The sequence below is a fragment of the Streptomyces sp. NPDC054956 genome, from assembly GCF_053609185.1.
On record NZ_JBSGXB010000142.1, the window covers coordinates 1 to 17,963 of the forward strand.

Annotated in this window: 16 protein-coding genes; 5 read left to right on the top strand and 11 right to left on the bottom strand. The window is 73.3% G+C overall.

What is annotated here, in order from left to right; genetic code table 11:
• Positions 1-1,943: DNA helicase RecQ (recQ, locus tag ACWGDE_RS21915; RefSeq protein WP_453390681.1), on the bottom strand; the 1,943-nt coding region annotated here is incomplete at its 3' end.
• A 160-nt stretch (positions 1,944-2,103) separates the two neighbouring features.
• Here recQ and ACWGDE_RS21920 point away from each other — a divergent pair.
• The 3 genes from ACWGDE_RS21920 (at position 2,104) to ACWGDE_RS21930 (ending at position 5,031) form a co-directional block, all read left to right on the top strand.
• Positions 2,104-2,874, top strand: coding sequence for a maleate cis-trans isomerase family protein (locus ACWGDE_RS21920; RefSeq protein ID WP_453390682.1), 771 nt, complete (start codon positions 2,104-2,106; stop codon positions 2,872-2,874).
• 147 nt (positions 2,875-3,021) lie between these two features.
• Positions 3,022-3,846, top strand: coding sequence for a PP2C family protein-serine/threonine phosphatase (locus ACWGDE_RS21925; RefSeq protein WP_453390683.1), 825 nt, complete (start codon positions 3,022-3,024; stop codon positions 3,844-3,846).
• Positions 3,847-4,083: 237 nt separating this feature from the next.
• Entirely contained in the window at positions 4,084-5,031 is a 948-nt protein-coding gene (locus ACWGDE_RS21930; RefSeq protein ID WP_453390696.1) for an MASE1 domain-containing protein, read from the top strand.
• A gap of 127 nt (positions 5,032-5,158) precedes the next feature.
• Here ACWGDE_RS21930 and ACWGDE_RS21935 read toward each other — a convergent pair whose 3' ends face one another.
• The 3 genes from ACWGDE_RS21935 to ACWGDE_RS21945 form a co-directional block, all read right to left on the bottom strand.
• A complete protein-coding gene (locus ACWGDE_RS21935) occupies positions 5,159-6,109 on the bottom strand; it encodes a hypothetical protein (protein ID WP_453390684.1) in 951 nt (316 codons plus the stop codon).
• A gap of 65 nt (positions 6,110-6,174) precedes the next feature.
• The gene (locus ACWGDE_RS21940) at positions 6,175-7,668 is read right to left on the bottom strand and encodes an APC family permease (protein WP_453390685.1); all 1,494 of its coding nucleotides are present in this window, start codon (positions 7,666-7,668) and stop codon (positions 6,175-6,177) included.
• 425 nt (positions 7,669-8,093) lie between these two features.
• Positions 8,094-8,906 carry a helix-turn-helix domain-containing protein gene (locus tag ACWGDE_RS21945; protein WP_453390686.1) on the bottom strand — a complete coding sequence of 271 codons (813 nt, stop codon included), beginning with the start codon at positions 8,904-8,906 and terminating at the stop codon, positions 8,094-8,096.
• A 128-nt stretch (positions 8,907-9,034) separates the two neighbouring features.
• Between ACWGDE_RS21945 and ACWGDE_RS21950 the strand changes: the two genes are divergently transcribed.
• Positions 9,035-9,406: a cupin domain-containing protein gene (locus ACWGDE_RS21950; RefSeq protein WP_453390687.1), complete on the top strand. Its 372-nt coding sequence runs from the start codon at positions 9,035-9,037 to the stop codon at positions 9,404-9,406.
• An 80-nt stretch (positions 9,407-9,486) separates the two neighbouring features.
• Here ACWGDE_RS21950 and ACWGDE_RS21955 read toward each other — a convergent pair whose 3' ends face one another.
• Both ACWGDE_RS21955 and ACWGDE_RS21960 read right to left on the bottom strand, forming a co-directional pair.
• The gene (locus ACWGDE_RS21955) at positions 9,487-10,704 is read right to left on the bottom strand and encodes an amino acid aminotransferase (protein ID WP_453390688.1); all 1,218 of its coding nucleotides are present in this window, start codon (positions 10,702-10,704) and stop codon (positions 9,487-9,489) included.
• Positions 10,697-11,674, bottom strand: coding sequence for a DMT family transporter (locus ACWGDE_RS21960; RefSeq protein ID WP_453390689.1), 978 nt, complete (start codon positions 11,672-11,674; stop codon positions 10,697-10,699). The genes ACWGDE_RS21955 and ACWGDE_RS21960 overlap by 8 nt, the downstream gene beginning before the upstream one ends.
• Positions 11,675-11,809: 135 nt before the next feature.
• On the opposite strand from ACWGDE_RS21960, the gene ACWGDE_RS21965 reads away from it, so the two are divergent.
• The gene (locus tag ACWGDE_RS21965) at positions 11,810-12,295 is read left to right on the top strand and encodes an Lrp/AsnC family transcriptional regulator (protein ID WP_453390690.1); all 486 of its coding nucleotides are present in this window, start codon (positions 11,810-11,812) and stop codon (positions 12,293-12,295) included.
• An 80-nt stretch (positions 12,296-12,375) separates the two neighbouring features.
• Here the strand turns inward: ACWGDE_RS21965 and ACWGDE_RS21970 are convergent, their stop codons facing one another.
• The 5 genes from ACWGDE_RS21970 to ACWGDE_RS21990 all read right to left on the bottom strand — a co-directional run bounded on the left by ACWGDE_RS21970 (position 12,376) and on the right by ACWGDE_RS21990 (position 17,739).
• On the bottom strand, positions 12,376-14,079 hold the full coding sequence (locus ACWGDE_RS21970) for an alpha/beta fold hydrolase (RefSeq protein WP_453390691.1): 1,704 nt from the start codon (positions 14,077-14,079) through the stop codon (positions 12,376-12,378).
• 97 nt (positions 14,080-14,176) lie between these two features.
• Positions 14,177-14,734: a TetR/AcrR family transcriptional regulator gene (locus ACWGDE_RS21975; protein WP_453390692.1), complete on the bottom strand. Its 558-nt coding sequence runs from the start codon at positions 14,732-14,734 to the stop codon at positions 14,177-14,179.
• A gap of 94 nt (positions 14,735-14,828) precedes the next feature.
• Entirely contained in the window at positions 14,829-15,341 is a 513-nt protein-coding gene (locus ACWGDE_RS21980) for an O-acetyl-ADP-ribose deacetylase (RefSeq protein ID WP_453390693.1), read from the bottom strand.
• Complete coding sequence (locus ACWGDE_RS21985) at positions 15,341-16,762, bottom strand: phytoene desaturase family protein (protein ID WP_453390694.1); 1,422 nt, start codon at positions 16,760-16,762, stop codon at positions 15,341-15,343. The genes ACWGDE_RS21980 and ACWGDE_RS21985 overlap by 1 nt, the downstream gene beginning before the upstream one ends.
• 155 nt (positions 16,763-16,917) lie before the next feature.
• A complete protein-coding gene (locus ACWGDE_RS21990; protein WP_453390695.1) occupies positions 16,918-17,739 on the bottom strand; it encodes an inositol monophosphatase family protein in 822 nt (273 codons plus the stop codon).
• Between the last annotated feature and the right edge of the window lie 224 nt (positions 17,740-17,963).

A 17,963-nucleotide genomic window follows, 5' to 3' on the forward strand; every position in this document is an offset into this window, starting at 1 on the left:
GGCACGGCACCCGCCGGCGCGGCCTGTGCGGGCACGGCGGCGGCAGCGGCCGGTGCGGCGCCGGCCGGGGCCTCTGCGGGGGCGGCGCCCACGGCACCGAGGGTTTCGAGGATGCCCTCCGCGTACTTGGCCAGCTTCGCCTCGCCGACACCGCTGATCGTGCCCAGCTCGGCGACGGTGGCGGGCACCTGCGTCGCGATCTCCCGCAGCGTCGCGTCGTGGAAGACGACGTACGCCGGGACCCCCTGCTCCTTCGCCGTCGCGCCGCGCCAGGCGCGCAGGGCCTCGAAGACCGGCACGGCGGCCGCCGGCAGGTCCACCGGCACCCGTCCGCCCTTCCCGGAGCGCGAGCCGCCGGACTCCTTGCGGGAAGCGGCCGCCGGGGCCGTCTCCTTGCGCAGGTGGACGCTCCGCCGGCCGCCGAGCACCTCTCCGCTGGCCTCCGTGAGCACCAGCGTCCCGTAGTCGCCCTCGACCGCCAGCAGCCCGAGTGCCAGCAGCTGCCGTACGACGCCGCGCCATTCGGCGGTGCTCAGGTCCGTCCCGATCCCGAACACCGACAGCCCGTCGTGGTCGAACTGGATGACCTTGGCCGTCTTCTTGCCCTGGAGGATGTCGACGATCTGGCCGGCACCGAACTTCTGCCGCCGCTCCTTGGCCAGCCGCCACACCGTGGACAGCAGCTTCTGCGCGGCGACCGTGCCGTCCCAGGACTCGGCCGGCGTCAGGCAGGTGTCGCAGTTCCCGCAGTCCGGGGCACCCGTCTGCCCGAAGTACGCCAGCAGCCGCACCCGGCGGCAGCCGACCGTCTCGCACAGCGCGAGCATCGCCTCGAGGTGCCCGGCCAGCGCGCGGCGGTGGGCGTCGTCGCCCTCGGAGCCCTCGATCATCTTGCGCTGCTGGACCACGTCCTGGAGGCCGTAGGCCAGCCACGCCGTGGCCGGCTCCCCGTCGCGGCCGGCGCGGCCGGTCTCCTGGTAGTAGCCCTCGACCGACTTCGGCAGGTCCAGGTGGGCCACGAAGCGCACGTCGGGCTTGTCGATGCCCATGCCGAACGCGATCGTGGCCACCACCACGACCCCGTCCTCCCGCAGGAACTTCGACTGGTTCGCGGCGCGCGTCCGGGAGTCCATGCCCGCGTGGTACGGCACGGCGTCGATGCCCTGCTCGACCAGGGCGGCCGCCGTCTTCTCCACCGATGCGCGCGAGAGGCAGTAGACGACCCCGGCGTCCCCGGGGTGCTCGGTGCGGATCAGCTCCAGCAGCTGCTTGACCGGGTTGTTCTTCGCGACGATCCGGTACTGGATGTTCGGCCGGTCGAAGCCCGCCACGAAGTGGCGGGCCTCCCCCAGACCCAGGCGCGCGGCGATCTCGGCGTGCGTCGCCTCGGTGGCCGTGGCGGTCAGCGCGATCCGCGGCACCTTGGGCCAGCGCTCGTGCAGCATCGACAGGGCGAGGTAGTCGGGCCGGAAGTCGTGACCCCACTGGGCGACGCAGTGCGCCTCGTCGATGGCGAAGAGGGAGACCGTGCCCCGGTCGAGCATCCGCTGGGTGCCCTCGGTGCGCAGCCGCTCGGGAGCCAGGTAGAGCAGGTCCAGCTCGCCGGCGAGGAAGAGCTGCTCGACCGTGCGCCGCTCGTCGATCCCCTGCGTCGAGTTGAGGAACCCGGCCCGCACGCCGAGCGCGTTGAGCGCGTCCACCTGGTCCTGCATCAGCGCGATCAGCGGGGAGATCACCACTCCGGTGCCCGCTCTGACCAGCGCCGGGATCTGGTAGCAGAGCGATTTGCCACCGCCGGTGGGCATCAGCACCAGGGCGTCGCCGCCGTCGACGACGTGCTCGATGATCTGCTGCTGCTCGCCGCGGAAGGAGTCGTACCCGAAGACGCGGTGGAGCACCTGCAGGGCATCGGGGATTTCCGCGGCTGCTTCCGAAGTGGTCATCCGAGAAGCCTAGCGACCTCTTCGGACAGTTCGGCCCGGTTCACCCCGGCCTGTGGACGGAGCCCGGGCGCCCACGGGGCGGCGCGGCCCGGCGACGGGAAGGCCCGGGCAGTGCCAAAGTAGGGCGTATCCACCAGTCAGCCTCCGAGGGGAACGCGCGATGTGGCAGCCCGACGGTTGGGACGTACGCGTCCGGCTCGGTGTCCTCACCCCGCACGCCGACGTCGGCCCCGAGTCGGAGCTGCGCGCCATGGCCCCGGCCGACGTCGGCCTGCACACCGCCCGCGTGCCCTTCGGCGCGATGGGGAGCGGCGGGGCGATGGACCCCACCATCCCGCTCGCCCCCGTACGGGCCTTCGCCGAGCCCCCGCACGTGGACGAGGCCGCCGAACTGCTGGCCGCCGCCCCGGTGGCGGTGATCGCCTTCGCCTTCACCAGTTCCGCCTACGTCATCGGCCCGCGCGGGGAGGCGTACATGCTGGACCGGCTGAAGGAGCGCGCGCACGGGCTGCCCGTGGTCGCCACCTGCGCCGCCGCCGTCCAGGCGCTGCGGGCCCTGGAGGTCGGCCGGCTCGCCCTCGTGGACCCGCCGTGGTTCGACGAGACCCTGAGCGACCTGGGCCGGGGCTACTACGAGGACTCCGGGTTCGAGGTCCCGTACTGCGCCCCCTGCGGCCTGCCCAGCGGGCAGACCCTCATCGGGCCTCGGGCCCTGCACGACTGGGTGGCGGCGCAGGTCCCCGACACGGCGGAGGCGGTCGTCATCGGCGGCAACGGATTGCGCGCCGTCGGGGCGATCTCGGCCCTGGAGGCCACCCTGGGCCGCCCGGTCCTGACCGCGAACCAGGTCCTCCTCTGGGCGGCCCTGCGCGCGGCCGGCTCTCCGACGACCGGCATCACCGACTACGGGCGGCTGTTCCGGGCGGTCTGAGGGAGGCGTCAGGGCGGCCTGAAGGCGGCCTGAGGGCTCCGGGGCCTCCCCCGCCGCCTGCGCGCCGTTCGCCGACCCGAAATAGGATGGGCTCGGGTCTTTCGCGCAGCGGAAGCAGAGGCACATGGACGTATCCCGGAGCGGCCCGTGACCCCGCGCCGGCCTCCCCGGCCCGCCAGCGCCGATCTGCTGAGCATGCTGGGGCGGCTCACCGCCCAGGCGCGGGAAGGCGCGGAGCTCCAGCAGGCCCGCGTGGAGCTGGCCGAGGCCCTGCAACGCGAGATGCTGCCCGCCTCCCTGCCCGAACTGCCGGGGCTGAGGACCGCGGCCCGCTACGCGCCCGCCCGGCTCGGCCTGGACATCGGCGGAGACTGGTACGACGGCTTCCAGGTGCCCGGCGGGGCCCTCGCCTTCTCCATCGGGGACGTACAGGGGCACGATGTGGCGGCCACCGCCTTCATGGGGCAGGTCAGGGTCTGCCTGCGCGCCGTGTCCGCCGTCCTCGTCGATCCCGGCGAGGTGTTGAGCCGGGCCAACGACGTGCTGCTCTCGATGGACTGCGAGCTGTTCGCGACCTGCAGCCTGCTGCGCTTCGATCCGCGTACGTGGGAGGTGCAGACGGCACGGGCCGGTCACGTCCCCAGCCTCTGGGCCACCGTCGACGGCCGCTGCGGCATCGCCGAGGACGCCGGCGGTCCCCCGCTCGGCACGGTCGCCGGGGCCCGCTACCCGGTGACCCGGCACGGGCTGACGGAGGCGGGCTCCATCGTCCTGGTCACCGACGGGGTGGTCGAGGGGCCCTCGTTCCCGATCGACGTGGGGCTGGAGCACGTGGCCCGGATCGCCGGGGACGCGGCCGGGGCCGATCCCGGCGAGCTGGCCGCCGCGGTGATGAAGGTGGCCGATTTCACCGGCCACGCCGACGACGCCGCGGTGCTCGTCCTCGGTCACGACGCCGTCCGGCCCCGCTAGGTCGTCTCTTTCGGATCTTGCCGGTTGAGCCCGCGTCGTCCGGTGCCGTGCATCGCAAGGCGGAGAGGCTCCCGATGACTGGACGTCCTCGGGTGCCTCGACAACGCGGCGAGCGTGCGTGGCCGGCGTCGCGAGCCCGGCCTGATCGGCAAGACACCCCCTGGTCCTCCCCGGCGACCGGCCGCCCGTCCACGCGTGTCACGCCCCGCCGGGACGCCCGGGGCGTTGTCTGATGCAGTGGTGCGCACCGTGGAATGGCGACGTCCGGCCGAAGCCCTCCTCCGGATCCTCGGGGTCGCCGTCGCCTACTACGCGACCGGCCGGCTCGGCCTGCTGCTGCACGTGAGCGTCGAGGGGGCGGTCGTCACACCCCTGTGGCTGCCCACGGGCATCGCCCTGGCCTGCCTGCTGTGGTTCGGGCCGCGCATCTGGCCGGGCATCGGGCTCGGGACCTACCTCGCCATCGAGCGGATCAGCTCGTTCGACCTGGTCGACCTCGGCATCATCGCGGGCAACGTCCTCGCTCCGCTGTGCGCCTACGCGCTGCTGCGGCGGGCGGACTTCCGCCCCGAACTGGACCGGCTGCGGGACGGGATGGCGCTGGTCTTCCTGGGCGGCCTGCTGCCGATGCTGATCAGCGCCACCACCGGGACCTGGACGCTGGTGCTCACCGGCGACCTGCCGCTGTCGAGCTTCTGGCCGGTGTGGTCGGCCTGGTGGGCCGGCGACACGATGGGGGTGCTCCTGGTGACCCCGCTGCTCCTGGTGCTGCGCCGGGCCCGGCTGCCCCGGGACCCGTACCGGGTGGCCGAGGCGGCGGCCCTGGCGGTCACGGTCGCCGCCGTCACCTTCGCGGCCACCCACAGCTCCCTGTCCCTGCTCTTCCTCGTCTTCCCCCTGCTCATCTGGGCCGCGGTGCGCTTCCGTCTCGCCGGCAGCGCACCCTGCGCCCTGCTCGTGTCCGTCATCGCGATCACGGCGGCGACCGAGCAGGCCGGGCCGTTCGCCGGCCACACCCTCCTGGAGATCATGGTCAACCTCCAGGCGCTCAACGGGGCGGCCGCCCTGACCGCGCTGCTGCTGGCGGCCCTGGTCACCGAGCAGGACAACGTCCGCCTGAAGATCGAGGAGGTCTGCGAGGACCTGGCCGAGGTGGTGGCCCGCCTGGCCCCGCCGAAGCAGTGACCACCGGCGCCGCGCCCGCGAAGCCGTACGCGTACGTCCGCACGTACGCGTACGTGCGGACGTACGCGCAGGTGCGGACGTACGCGCAGGTGCGGACGTGCGTGCGGACGGACGAACGCGCAGGGGGTCAGCGCGCCCCGCCGAGTGCCCGGTCCCGCCAGCGGACGAAGAGGGCCTCCGGGTCTCCGCTGCAGGACCACGGCATCCGCGTGGCCCGGTTGTCCAGGAGGGCGAAGACCTCCGCGGACTGTGCCTCCATGCCCCCGTGGACCAGGCCGTGGGCGAGGTAGTTGAGGTCGGCGACGTCCTGGGCGCGGGGCTCCGTACGCTGCGCGATCCACTTCTCCAGCGCGGTGCGCAGGTCCCAGCGCGCCCGCTCGCCGCTCCAGTGGGTGGCCAGCCCGATCGCCGTCCGCCCCTGGCCCTCGCTCTCGTGGCGGTACTGCTCCACGCGCGCCACCTGCGGCAGCACCGCGAGGGGTGAGCCGGCGGGAGCGTAGACGGCCCCGTCCCAGGCGAAGTTGTAGGACTCGCCGTGCGAACCGTGCCAGCGGGCGGAGAAGTACCGCAGCATCTGGTGGTGGCCCTCGCGGTGGTGGGGGTCGCGGTCCCACAGCTCCCGCCACCAGTGGCCGATGTTCGGGTCGCCGCCTTCGTAGAGCCGGGCGAGGGTGACGAGGGAGACGTAGGGGTGCGGGTCATCGGGTGCCAGGTCGCAGGCCCGCAGGCAGGTCCGGGCCACCTGGTCCAGGCCGTCCCTCGGGGGCATCGCCCCGCTGCGCGCGGCCGCGAACATCCGCATCACCTCGGTCTCCGCGCGCAGGACGGCGGCGTCCGGGTGGGTCGGATCGGCGGCGTGCCAGACGTCCACGGTCCGGCTGCTCGCCGCCGCGTCCGCGAGGAGCCGGATGCGGTGCGCGCGCCGGTCCCAGTCGTTCCCGGGGTGTTCCGCGAGGAGGTCGCGGGCCCCTTCCCAGCGGCCCATCACCATGTCCTGGCGGCATTCCGCGAGACCCCGGTCGCCGAACGCCTGATCGTAGACGGGCGCTCCCGAACGCCGGCGCAGCCAGGCCGCCATGCTCACTCCTCGATTCGGTTCTCTTCGACGGTGCCCGCGGGCACCGGACCTCGGGGCTCGTGACTTCAGAAGTCGGTGAGGATCCCGTCGCGCCGCTCGGCCGCCGCGAGGCTCCCGGCGGCGGTCGCTCCCCCGTGCAACCCGCCCAAGGTGTCGGCCTGTTCGGGATCCAGCGGGATGGGACGGAAGTACGAGTCGCCGCGGAGCCTGGAGATGGTCATCGGGACCAGGCCCAGCGCGAGCGCCCCGAGGCCGATGACGAGGGCGCTGCCGGTCAGTTCCGGAACCGACATGACGAAGATCCAGATCATGAACAGGGCGCCGCCGAGCGGCCACAGTCCGACGAGGAGGAAGGTGCCCGCGGACCTGAACAGCACCGTGCGGTGGGCGACCACGGCCGACAGGCCGGCGAGGGCGTAGTAGAAGGCGATGTGCAGGCCGATGCCGCTGACGGCGTCCCGTACGAACTGCGCGCCGGAGCCGGCCGTCGCGGAGACGGTGACGAGCAGGAGCGCCACGGCCGCCACGGTGGCCGTGGCGACGGAGGGCGTCCGCCAGTCGCGGTGGATGCGGCCGAACACGGCGGGGACGGTGTGGTCGCGGCCCATGGCGAAGAGCGTGCGGGTCGCCTGGAGGAGGCTCGTCTCCAGGGTGGCGATGGTGGACAGCACGACGGCCAGGACGAGCAGCCGGCCGCCCATGCCCGGCCAGACGGCGTCGCCGAGCACGGAGAGGAAGCCGTCCGGGTTCTTCCGCACCTCGTCCGCGCCGATGAGGATGTTGGTGGCGATGGTGAAGACGACGAAGACCGCGAAGGAGAGCACAACGCCGATCAGGCCGCCGAGGCCGAAGGAACGGCTGCCGGTGCGGGTCTCCTCGTTGAGGTTGCTGGAGACGTCCCAGCCCCAGTAGCCGACGCCCGCGATCAGCGCGCCGGCGACGAAGCTGTGCGAGGCGTCGAAGTGGCCGAAGCCGAACCAGGAGATCGAGAAGTCCGCCGCGTTCCCGTTCTTGGCCAGGGCGGCGACGGCGAAGGCCAGGAGCAGCGCGAGTTGGACCCCGGTGAGGATCCGGCGGGTGTACGGGCTGATCCGGGCGCCCTGCGCCACGACGCCGGCCATGAGCAGGAACCAGCCGGCGCCGACCGCCGTGGCCAGGCCGGTGTTGGCGGCCAGGTCGGGGCTGATGAGGGCGAGCGTGGCGCTGCCCGCCGGGAGGGTGGCTGAGACGAGGAAGGCCGTCGCCGCGACCACGAGGGCCCAGCCGCTGAGGAAGCCGAGGAAGGGGTGGAGGGCGCGCGCCACCCAGGAGTAGCTCGCCCCGGCGCTGACGTCGAGACGTCCCAGGTGACGGAAGGCCAGCGCGATGCCGACCATCGGGATCGCGCAGTAGAGGAGCACCGCGGGGCTGGCGACGCCGACCGTGGCCACGAGTACGGGGATGGTCGCGGCGACGGAGTACGCCGGCCCGCAGCCGGCGACCGCCATGACCACGGAGTCGAACGTCCCGAGGGAACCGGCGCGCAGGCCGCCCCCGTCGCTATTGGCCCTCTTGCCCACTGACTCCCCTTCACACCACCACGTACAGGTGCCTGATCATGCACACGGCAGAACGAGGGCACAAGGGTTACTCTTCGGTTTCTTTCGGTGAACCTCCCCCTCCATGTGCAGCTCATCTGCCCGGGCAATCCACTGCTTCGGATTTCGTTGCGTGGGGCGGAACGGCGAAACCCGCTGAGCGGACGGCGAAAATCGGGGCCGCATCAGGGCTTGACTGCGGACGAATAGGGAGGAAACTCGTCAATACACCGGAATACCGGATAGCGCCGCACCTCCTTCCGGAGACGTCCGGAAGCCCGCGTGACCCTTGTCCAGGATCTGGCCAGGCCCCCGGCAGAAGATGTCGACCAGCGGGAGCCATCGGCGACGGCGGATGGCTCATGGATTCGGCGAACTGCCGGGGACTGTCTTGCGCCGGGGCGGAATCAGCTGGTGCGAGTGCGCTGGTAGCGGGCGGGCGTGGTGCCGACGTGGCGCGTGAAGTGCCGGTTCAGGTGGGCCTGGTCGTGGAATCCGACGGTCGTGGCGACCTCCGCGGGCCGGTGGCCGTCGAGGAGCAGCCGACGCGCGTGTTCGATGCGCTTTCCGGTGAGGTAGGCGTGCGGCGGAAGGCCGTAGGTCTGCTTGAAGCAGCGGATCAGGTGGGTGGAGTGGGCGTGGAGGGTGGCCGCGGCCTCGTGCAGGGAGAGGCCCGCGCGGGTCCGCGCGTCCAGTAGTTCTCGCAGTTCGGTCGCGAGCCGGTTCGCCTCGCGCCCCGGCGTGCGGGGCTGGAGCGCCGCCAGGTGGAAGTGGAGCCGCTCCCGGATGAACGAGAGGCGGGACTCGGCTTCGAACGCGTCTCCGGCATGGACGAGAGCGGCGTGCAGCAGGTCGATCCGGCTGCGCAACAGCCGGTCACCGATGACCGGGGTGTCCACCGCGCGGCCGGCCAGACGGTGCGGCAGTACGGAGTCGTCGAGGTAGAGGTTGCGCTTGCGGAACCCGGACTCGGTGACGGTCCGGCCGTCGTGGGGGACGCCGGGAGGCAGCAGGAGGACGCCGGCGCCGCCGGTCGCCCCGTGGCGGCGCCGGTCGAGCTCGAAGTCCACCGAGCCGTCGTCGAGGATCATCAGGTCCCACGTGTCGTGGGTGTGGGACGGGTACGCGTGGTCGGTGAAGTGCGCGTGGAAGACCTCGGTGATCCCGGGGACCGCCGGCCTCCAGGCGCTGATGGACGTGCGGGGGCGGTCAGGGGTCATGCCAGGAACGTACAAGACCCGTCGAACCGGAGGGCGGCAGGCTCGTACCACCGGGCGGAGCGCCCGATGGGCCGCTCCCGGCGCCCGGCAGGCCGCTCCCCGCGCCCGGCCCCGAGGAAGGATGCCGCATGTCCACGTCAGCAGTTCCCGTCAACCTCGCCGACAAGCTCTCGCAGTTCAGCGAGCTGTGGTCGCAGAAGAAGGTGGCGGTGCTCAACGACTACGAGGTCAAACTGGCCAAACTGAAGGGGGAGTTCGTCTGGCACACCCACGAGGACACCGACGAACTGATCATGGTCATCAGCGGCCGGCTCACCATCCAGCTCAGGGATGCCGATGTGGTGGTGGAGCCCGGCGCGTTCTTCGTGGTTCCCCGCGGGGTCGAACACCGCACCGTGGCGGACGAGGAGACCGCGATCCTGCTGCTGGAACCGGCGGGAACGACGAACACCGGTGACGCGGGAGGCCCGATGGCCAAGGCGCCCGAGACCCTCGGCTGAGGCTGCGGTGGCAGGCCGTCGGCAACCGGTCCGGCGCCTGCCCTCCTTCGTACCGGGCCCTGGGCCGGGCGTCTTGCCGATCAGGCCGGCAGGATCACCCGGGCTTCGGCCGGCTCCAGCACCGCGGCGATGCCCTGGGCGAGGCGGGGGATCCGGTGCGCCGGGATTCCCGCGATGTTGATCCGGCCCGAGGTGGTGCCGTAGATGGCGAACTGCCTGCGCAGCCGGAGCATTTGGTGGGACGTGAGCGGCAGCATCGAGAACATGCCCTTCTGCCGTGCCAGCGTCCGCGCCTGCTCCGCGCAGCCCAGTGCCGTCAACTGTGCGGTCAGGTCGGCCCGGTTGGACATGATCCGGCCCCGCATGACGTCCAGTTCCGCCCGCCAGGCGGCCCGGAGCACCTCGTCCTCCAGGATCGTGGTCACGACGGCGGCGCCGTGCTCGGGCGGCATCGAGTACAGCGTCCGGGCCGCGTTCTGCAGGGCCGTCTCGGCGTGCCGCACGGCCCCGTCCGAGGCGCCGAGGACGATGGCGCAGCCGACGCGGTCGCTGTAGAGGCCGAAGTTCTTCGAGCAGCTGACGGCGATCAGCATTTCCGGGACGCGCTCCGCCAGCATCCGCGTGGCCAGCAGGTCGGCCTCCAGGCCGTCGCCGAGCCCGTGGTAGGCGAGGTCGACGAACGGGACCCAGCCACTGCGGAGCGCCGACTCGGCCAGCGCCTCCCAGTCGTCGAGGAGGGGGTCCACGCCCGTGGGGTTGTGGCAGCAGCCCTGGAGCAGGACGACGTCGTCCCGCCGCGCGTCCCGCAGTTCGCGCAGCACGCCGGCCGTGCCGAAGCCGCCTTCGGCGTCGCGCCAGCCGAACGTGCGGACCTTCAGCCCGGCGGCCTCCAGGATGGGCCGGTGGTTGACGTAGGCCGGATCGCTGATCCACACCGTGGTGCCCGGGCGGGTCCGGCAGATCAGGTCGGCCAGCAGCCGCAGCGCGCCGGAGCCCGCGACGGTCTGCACGGCCGCGGCCCGCTCGGCCGGTCCGCCCGGGACGGAACCCAGGACCAGGTCCAGCAGGGAGCGGTTGAAGGCGGCGTTGCCGGACAGCCCGCGGTACTCCTTGGACTCCGAGCGCCGCGCCAGGCGGAGTTCGGCCTCGCGGACGGCGGCCATGACGGGCGTGGTGCCCGTCTCGTCCCGGTAGACGCCGAGGACGAGGTTCAGCCGTTCGGGCCGCTCGTCGGCGCCGAACTCGTACGTCAGGTCCCACAGCGGGTCGGTGGGCGGCGGCGGGAGGAGCTCAAGCATGTGCGGGAACCTCGGGTCGTGGGCGGCGGTTGGCGAGGACGACGCCGGCGGTGATCAGGGGGACGCCGACGAGCACGGCGAGGGTCGGCGACTCACCGAGCAGCGGGATGGCGAGCAGGACGACGGCGACGGGGCTGAGGCTGCCGACGGTGGAGCTGCGCTCGGCGCCCAGCCTGCGGATGGCGAAGGCGTACAGCAGGCCCGCGCACAGCCCGACCCCGAGTCCCTGCACCACCAGGAAGAGCGCGATGTCGCTTCCCGCCGCGTGCGCGATGCCGGTCGGGAGCACCCCGGCCAGGACCAGGACCCCGATCACCGCGAAGGAGGGCAGGCACAGCAGGCCGATCGATCCGACGGGATCGAGGTCCACCTCGCGCAGGCCCACCGTGTACAGGGCCCACAGTCCGCTGGCGACCAGGAGGATCCCGGAGCCGGCGAGGACGTCGGTGTTCACGGGGACGACGTGGCGCCAGACGAGGGCGGCCACACCGGCCGCGATCAGCACGAGCCCGGCCGCCTGCGTCCCGCGGGGGACGCCGTGGCCGCGACGGATCATGATCGCGGAGACGAAGAGCGGGACCATCCCGGGGACGATCGAGCCGACGAAGGCCGCGGACGTCAGGGCGCCGCCGTGCATGGCCGCCAGGAAGAAGGGCACGCCCGCACCGCAGACGATCTTGGCCGCCGCACCCGGCCGCACCGCGGCGATCCGGCGGCGCCTGCGCCACAGGGCCGGGAGCAGGACGAGGAGGGGGACGCCGAACCGCAGCAGGGCCGCGTCGGCGGGCAGCAGGGAGGAGGCGCTCAGGGCGCGGGCGCTGAGCGCGAAGGCCGCCCAGATCGCCACGGTCACCAGGAGTGCCAGCATGCCCTCGGCCTGCGGGGAGAGCCCGAAGCGGCCGGGGTGTCCGGTCTTCGGGCCCGCCGCGTCGGGAGGCGCGGTCGCCGGGGTGGTGTTCGTCGCGACCAAGGAAATTGCTCCAGCCTCTGAGAGCGGACCGGTCCGGCCCGTTCCCGGGCAACGCTAGGGCTTCGGGCGGGGCAGCCGATTGCCAGTTCTGCCTCTCGGGCATACGTTTGGGGCAGAATCTGCCAAGGAGTGGCCATGGACGCAGTCGATCTGCAGATCGTCAGGGAATTGCAGGCCGACGGGCGCCTGTCCAACCAGGACCTCGCCGACCGCGTACGGCTGTCCCCCTCCCCCTGCCTGCGCCGGGTCCGGCGCCTGGAGGAGGCGGGCCTCATCCGCGGCTACACCGCCATGGTCGACCAGGTCGCCTTCGGGCTCCCGGTCACCGTGTTCGTCCGGATCCGCCTCGAACGCCACACGGCGGAGGCGGTGGCGGTGTTCGAGGAGCACGTCGCGGTCATCGAGCACATCCAGGACTGCTACCTGATGGCGGGCAGCAGCGACTACCTGCTGCGGATCGTCATCGAGGACCTCGAGGCGTACGAGGCCCTGGTGCGCCACCGGATCCACGCCATTCCCGGTATCGCCTCGATCGAGTCCAGCTTCGCCTACGGCAGCGTCAAGCAGACCCGGACGTACCCGCGGCCCGCCCCGGGCGCGTCGAGGCGGCGATCGCCGTGACGGGAGCCGCGCGACGATCGCCCTGACGGGATCCGCGCGACGATCGCCGTGGCGGGAGCCGAACGGCGCGCGGGGCCCGGTCATCCGCCGATCGGAGCGAAGGCGGCGGCCAGGTGGCCGGCGAGCTCGGCGGGATGGGTCAGCTGGGGGTAGTGCCCGGCTCCGGCGATCTCGGCCACCGGGTGGGCGACGGTCTCGGTCAGCGGATCGGCCGAGCCCACGACGATCCGGACCGGCACGGTCACCCGGTCCAGCAGCTCCCGCGACCGCCGCCGCCCGTCGGCGTCGCCGCGCAGCGCCGCGACGACGCGACGCGCCGTGCCGGGGCGGCGCAGGTCGGCCGCGGCGCTCTCCACCGCCGCCCCCTCGGGGACGCCGAGCATCCGGGCCAGCCGGGCGGCGGACGCCCGCCGCAGCATCGTCGCTCCCAGGACGGACCGGGCGAGCCGCGGGGCGGGTGCCTGGAGGAACGCCGGGGAGACCAGGACGAGTCCGCTGACGCGCTCCGGATGGTCGGCGGCGAAGCGCAGCGCGGGTCCGCAGGCCAGGGAGTGCGCGACGAGCACGGGCCGGGTCCGAACGGGGCCCAGCAGGTCGGCCAGCCACGCCTCCACCGGCCGGTCCGTGGCGGCGGAGCGCCCCAGGCCCGGCAGGTCGGGCGCCAGGACCGGGCCGGGGAGACGGTCGGCGAGGGGCTCCCAGAGGTCGGCGTTCATCGGCAGTCCGTGCAGCAGGACGTGGGCCGGCTCCTGCCGCTCCCCGGTGACCCAGGTACGGCTGCCCGCCACCTCGGAGAAGCCGTACGGCCTCAGCCAGGGCGCTGCGGCGCCGAAGCGGGCGGCCACCAGGTCGTCGGCCCACCCGCGCAGGGCGTCGGCGGCCGGCGGCATCTCCAGGCCGGCGCTCGCGGCGAAGGCGCGGGCGGAGGCCGTCGGGTAGCGGTCGGAGGACAGGAACGCCAGCGTCTCGGGATCGACGCCGGTCAGCTTGCGCGGCAGGCGCCGCAGCAGTCCGACGGGAACGCTCCGGCGCGGTGCCCGCACGCCCGTGTGGCCGGCGATCGTGCCGACCAGCCCGGGCAGGAGGGGGGTGTCGTCGTCGAGCACCCAGTAGTGCTCGCCCGCGGGCGCCGCGGGGACCTCCGCCAGGAACCGTACGAAGTAGTCGATCGTGGTGATGGGCAGGAAGGTGTCGGGGCCGCCGGGCAGTGCGGGAAGCCTGCCGTTCCACAGGTCCTCGACGAGGGCGGCCAGGCCGATGTACTGGCCCGGCCCGATCACGGTGCTGGGATTGACGACGGTGAGCGGGACCTCCAGCTCACGGGCCCGGGCGCGCACCGCGAGGTCGCCCTCGTGCTTCGAAGCCTCGTACGCCCCCAGCCCGGCGTAGTCGGGGCCGGCGGCACTGTCGGGCCTGCCCGCGTCCCCGCTCACCCGGTACCCGCTGATGTGCACCAGCCGGCGCAGTCCGGGCAGCGCGGCCGCCCATTCGAGGACGTGGAGCGCCCCGGCGACGTTGGTCTGCCGGGCCTCCCGCACCCCGAGGCCGAAGGCGAAGCGCCCGGCGGCGTTGTAGACGTCACGCACCTCGGGCAGCCCCGAGAGCGGCCGGGTGATGTCGGCGGCCACGATCTCCAGCCGACCGGTGTCCACGCCCTGCGACCTCAGCCAGGGGGTGAGGGTGTCGTTGCGCACGGCTGCCGCCACCCGTTGGCCCCGGGCGAGCAGTTCCGCGACGAGGGAGCGGCCGATGAAGCCGGTGGCGCCGAAGACGATCGCGTCCATGAGTACTCCTCAGTCGATACAAAAATAGATCGGTCTACATATTTCTGACTCAAAAAGAAGCCCGCCTGTCACGGCGGGCCATGTCGTGCGGGTCGCTTCAGCTCAGCAGGACGCCGATCCGACGGGAGACGCTGTCCAGCGGCCCCCTGCTGCGGTGCGCCCGGGCCAGCAGGAGCGCCCCTTCCACCAGGGCCAGGACCGTGACCGCGAGGTCCTCGGCGTCCGGACGCCCGGCCAGCCGTGCGCGCAGCGCCTCCTGCCACGAGGCGTAGACCTCCGAGCACGCCTCCTGCAGCGGGTCGCTGGTGGCGGCCATCTCCAGCGCCACGGTGGCCACCGGACACCCCTTGCGCCAGCCCGACTCCTCCAGCCGGTCGCCGAGATGCCGCAGCACGGCGTCGACGAACTCCGCGACCGACGGGCTGGATTCGGACAACCCCTCCAGGGCCTCGCCGATGGCCTGCCCGGCCCGCCGGACGGACTCGCCGACCATCTGGTCCTTGCCGCCGGGGAAGTGGAAGTAGAGCGAGCCCCGGGGCGCACCACTGGCCGCGATCACCTGGTTCAGCCCGGCACTGAAGTACCCACCGGTCTCGACCAGCTCCTGCGTCGCGTCCAACAGCCGGTCCCGCGTCTCGGCGCCCTTCTGTCCCATGCGGACCAGACTAGACCGATCTACATATTCCTACAACCGCCCCCGTACGCGGACCGACCGCCCGGGCCGGCCATCGCGCCCGCCGCGGAGCCGCTCAGGCTTCCACCGCCGCCGCGAAGGCCTCGTAGGCGCGTTCGTCGAAGAGCACGAAGCGGACCTCCTCCACCTCGGTGCGGGCCGACCGTACGGTTTCCACGGCGATCCGTGCCCCGTCGTCCATGGGCCAGCCGTAGATGCCGGTGGAGATCGCCGGGAAGGCGACGGTACGGGCTCCCAGCTCGTCCGCGACCCGCAGCGACTCCCGGTAGCAGGAGGCCAGCAGCTCCGAGCGGTCCTCGTCCTTCGACCAGACCGGGCCGACCGTGTGGATCACGTGGTCGGCCGGGAGCCGGCCGGCCGTGGTGGCGACCGCCTTGCCCGTGGCGAGGCCCTTGCCGTAGTGCGAGCGGCGCAGGTCCTCGCAGGCGGCCAGGATCTCCGGGCCGCCGCGCCGGTGGATCGCGCCGTCGACCCCGCCGCCGCCGAGCAGCGAGGAGTTCGCCGCGTTGACGACGGCGTCGGCCTTCTCGGCGGTGATGTCGCCCCGGACGAGCGTGACGCGCGGCATCAGGAACCCTTCTTTCGCAGGTGGCGCCAGACGGCCTTGGCCGCGTTGTGGCCGGACATGCCGTGCACGCCGGGGCCGGGCGGGGTGGCCGAGGAGCAGAGGAAGACGGCCGGGTGGGCCGTCGAGTACGGGGACAGGGTGAGCTTGGGGCGCAGCAGGAGCTGGAGCCCGGAGGCCGCACCGCACGCGATGTCCCCGCCGACGTAGTTGGGGTTGCGGGCGGCGAGCTGCGGCGGGCCGGCCGTGGCACGGGCCAGGACCAGGTCGCGGAAGCCCGGGGCGAAGCGCTCCAGCTGGTTTTCGATGGCCTCGGTGAGATTGCCGTCCCAGCCCGCCGGTACGTGTCCGTACGCCCAGAAGACGTGCTTGCCCTCGGGTGCCCGGCCGGGGTCGACCAGGCTGGGCTGGGCCGTGATGAGGAAGGGGTTGCGCGGGGCCCGCCCGCCGGAGGCCAGCTGCAGCGCGGCGTCGATGTCGCGGGTGCGCGGGCCGATCTGGACCGTGCCGGCCCGGCGCGGCTCCTCGGCGGTCCAGGGGACGGGCCCGTCCAGGGCGTAGTCGATCTTGAACACGGAGGCGCCGTACCGGTAGCCGTCGTACACGCGGCCCAGGCGGGCGATGCGGGCCAGCGCGGTCGGCGAGGTGTCGAAGACGTACGCGCGGGCCGGCGGGAGGTCGTCCAGCCGCTTGACCTCGAAGCCGGTGTGCACGGTGCCGCCGAGGTCGCGCAGGTACCCGGCGAGGGCGTCGGAGAGGGACTGCGAGCCGCCGCGCGGCATCGGCCAGCCGTTCGCGTGCGCGGCGAGGGCGAAGACCAGGCCGACGGCGCCGGTCCCGATCCCTCCGAGCGGGGAGATGACGTGCGCGACGAGTCCGGCGAACAGCGCGCGGGCCCGCTCGTCCTCGAAGCGGCGCAGCAGCCAGGTGGACGGGGGCAGGCCCGCGAGCCCGAAGCGGGCGAGCGTGAGCGGATCGCGCGGCAGCGCGGTGCCGGGCAGCGACATGAAGTCCCGGGCCAGGGTGTCCCACTTGCCGAGGAAGGGACCGACCAGCCGCCGGTAGGTGCCCGCGTCACGCGGTCCGAAGGACGCGGCCGTCTCCGCGACGGAACGGGAGAGCACGGCGGCCGAGCCGTCGTCGAAGGGGTGCGCCATGGGCAGCGGGGCGTGCAGCCACTCCAGCCCGTACCGCGCCAGCGGCATCGTGCCGAAGACCGGGGAGCCGGCGCCGAGCGGGTGCACCGCGGAGCAGGGGTCGTGCCGGAAGCCGGGGAGCGTCAGTTCCTCGGTGCGCGCCCCGCCGCCGACGGTGTCGGCGGCCTCGAAGACGGACACCGAGAAGCCGCGCCGGGCCAGCTCGACGGCGGCCGTCAGCCCGTTGGGCCCCGCACCCACAACGACCGCATCGAGAATCGACGGCACTTGCGACTCCTTCGTCCGGTGGCGGCACCGCCCCCAGGGTATTGCCCCTGTCCATCGTTGGGATCCGAGATGCGCGCCAACTCCGTTCGCCTTGGGCTCACTGAGCGGTCCCGTGGAGGTGACCCGCTCCCCGCCTCCCGGACGAACGAGAGCGCTCAGCCCCGCAGCAGCTCCCGGATGCGTACGGCCGTGGCCTCGTCCCGGCCGACCGCGAACGGCAGGGCGTTGTCGCGGTCCACCCGGAAGGGGACCCGGTCCACGGTGCTCTGCGCGCCGCCGGCCTCCGCGACCAGCAGCAGCCCGGCCGCGTGGTCCCAGGCCGACGGCCAGGTGAAGGCCAGGCCGTCCATCTCGCCCCGGGCCACCCGCAGATACTCCAGCCCCGCCGAACCGCACGGGCGGGCGGCGACCCCGGGTACGTCCAGGCGCGCCAGATTGCGGCGGTCCTCCTCGGACGTGTACAGCGGGTGGGCCGTGGCGACCCGCAGGTCGGCGCCCGGCTCCGGCGAACCGCTGTGGATCCGCACCCCGTTGACGTGGGCGCCCTGTCCGCGCACGGCCGTGGACATCTCCTCCAGTGCCGGGGCGAAGGTCCAGGAGGCGAGTATTTCCCCGCGGTGCGCGAGCGCGACCAGCGTGCAGAACGCCGGGTCCCCGTTCACGAACTGCCGGGTCCCGTCGACCGGGTCCACGATCCACACCGGGGCGTCCGCGCGCAGCGCCCCGTACACGGCGGGGTCGGCGTGCACCGCTTCCTCGCCGACGACGGCCGACCCGGGCAGCAGCCTGGTCAGCTCGGCCGTGAGGTACTCCTCGGCCTTGCGGTCGGCGTCGGTCACCAGGTCGTGCGGACCGCTCTTCTGGTCCACCTCGTGGTCGGCGAGCTGGCGGAATCTCGGCATGATCTCGATCGCCGCCGCCTTGCGGACGGCCTCGTCGACTGCGGACAGGTCACGGGCGAGGAATTCATCGATCATGCCTCCAGCAAATCACGGCCGGCTGACAATCCCCACCGCCCGACCCGGCGGATCGCCGGCCCCGGGGTGGACCGCAGGTGAACGGGCACCGGGCCGCCCCCGGGGCTCGCCCGCCGTACGCCCCGGCCGAGCGGCCAGGTCACCCAGCCGGCCGCCGCCGAGCGGAACGCGGCCACGATGTGGCTGGATGCGACCGCCCGTGGTGCAGAGTCCGGGCCAGCGGC